Below are 1,787 nucleotides of genomic sequence, written 5' to 3'. Positions count from 1 at the left end.
TCAGCAGCACCGCGCCGGCCCGGTCGCGCCACTGGAGGTCGTGCGCGTACCGGCCCGGGGAGTGCTCCACCTCGCCGGTGTGCGCGATGACGCCGTGGTCGTCCCGCCAGGTGTAGCCGACGTCGCGGACGTAGGTGCGCCCGCCCCAGAGGTTGCTGCCGTTGACGTCCTGCACCGCGAGGGACGCGCCGAGGTGCCACACGTGGTCGTCGGGGAGCGCGTCGGTGACCACCGTTCCGCCGAGGGTACGCACCGGGTGCAGGTACGGTCGGGGCCCGTGCCGGGGGTTCAGCGCCGGGTCGAGCACGTACTCGGCCACCTCGGTGGCTCCGACGGTCAGCCGCACCGACTCCCCCACCCCGGTCATCGCAGTCCCCCACGCCCGACGCCGGCGACCGGCACCGGCTCGGCGGGGCGCGGCTGACCGACGACCGGGACCGGTCGGCGGGCGGCGACGGCGTGCAGGGCGGCCACGGTGTAGCCGGCGAGGATCGGCACCGCGACCGGGGTGACCAGGACGGCGAGCAGCCCGGCCAGCGCGACGACCCCGGTGAGCGCGGCCCAGCGGGTGGGCGCGTCGAGGCAGGCGCGGGCGGCGCGGCGGGCCGAGGCCCGCCACCGCCCGCCCCCGTTGCCGCCCACCTCGACGACGACCAGCCCGGCGTACCCGGCCAGGCCGGCCGCGATCAGCGCGGTCGCCAGCAGCGCCGCCGCGCCGCCCGGCACCCGGCCGGTGGCCAGTGCCGCCAGGTCGGCGGCGAGCAGCGCGGCGCCGCCGAGCCCGAGCAGGCTGACCGGCACACCGGGCAGTACCGCGCGGCCGAACCGGCGCACCGTCGTACGCGCCGACGGCCAACTGCCGGTCCGCGTCCAGTCGTGCACCGCCGCGCTGGCCGTGCCCGCCGCCGATGCGGCGGTGAGCACTGGTGCCGCCGCGAGGGTGAGCAGGATGCCCAGCAGCGCGAGGTCGGCGGCGTCGCGGGCGACGTCGCGCCAGTCCCGCCGCCCGGTGGTGTCGTCGGGTTCGGCGGGTTCGGCCCGCGATGTCGGTTCAGCCCTTGATGCCACTGGTGTTGATCCCCTCGACGAGCATCCGTTGGAACGCGACGAAGAACAGGAAGACCGGCAGCAGCGACAGCACCGACATGGCGAACATCGGACCGACAGCGCTCTGGCTTGTCGAGTCGATGAACAGGGTCAACGCGACCGGGACCGTGTAGTCCTCCAGTTGGGACAGGAAGACCAACTGGCGGAAGAAGTCGTTCCAGGTCCAGATGAACGAGAAGATCGCCGTGGTGACCAACGCGGGGCGGCTCAGCGGCAGGATGATGTGCCGGAAGATGCCGAACGGCCCGGCACCGTCGATGCGGGCCGCCTCGTCCAGTTCCCGGGGCACGCCGCGCATGAACTGCACCATGAGGAAGACGAAGAACGCCTCGGTGGCCAGGAACTGCGGGATGAGCAGCGGCAGGTACGGCCAGTCGCCGCCGACCAGCCCGAGGGTGCGGAACAGGATGTACTGCGGCACGATCAGCACGTGCTGGGGCAGCAGCAGCGTGCCGATCATGACGGCGAACCACATGCCGCGCAGCCGGAACCGCAGCCGGGCGAAGGCGTACGCGGCCAGCAGGCAGGACAGCCCGTTGCCGACGACGGTGAGCAGGCTGACCATCGCGCTGTTGAGGAAGAACCGGCCGAAGCTGACGTCGAAGTTGGACCAGCCGGCGGTGTAGTTGCCCGGGCTGAACCGCTCGGGCAGCAGCCCGACGTTGTTGACGATCTCCTCC

The 1,787-nt window shown here is 73.1% G+C and carries 3 protein-coding genes; all 3 read right to left on the bottom strand.

The window, feature by feature from the left end; translation table 11 throughout:
- A partial coding sequence (locus tag KBX53_RS32015) for a DUF6807 family protein (protein ID WP_210863563.1) occupies positions 1–367 on the bottom strand: 367 nt, incomplete at its 3' end.
- Positions 364–1,068 (bottom strand): hypothetical protein, encoded by a 705-nt coding sequence (locus tag KBX53_RS32010; protein ID WP_210863561.1) that lies wholly within the window; start codon positions 1,066–1,068, stop codon positions 364–366. The genes KBX53_RS32010 and KBX53_RS32015, both read right to left, overlap by 4 nt.
- On the bottom strand, positions 1,052–1,787 hold a 736-nt coding region (locus KBX53_RS32005; protein ID WP_210863559.1), incomplete at its 5' end, for a carbohydrate ABC transporter permease. The genes KBX53_RS32005 and KBX53_RS32010, both read right to left, overlap by 17 nt.

The sequence above is a fragment of the Micromonospora sp. M51 genome (assembly GCF_018070305.1).
Lineage (GTDB): Bacteria > Actinomycetota > Actinomycetes > Mycobacteriales > Micromonosporaceae > Micromonospora > Micromonospora parva.
The sequence above is the reverse complement of the archived record's forward strand: the minus strand, read 5'-3'. Positions and strand labels throughout refer to the sequence as shown.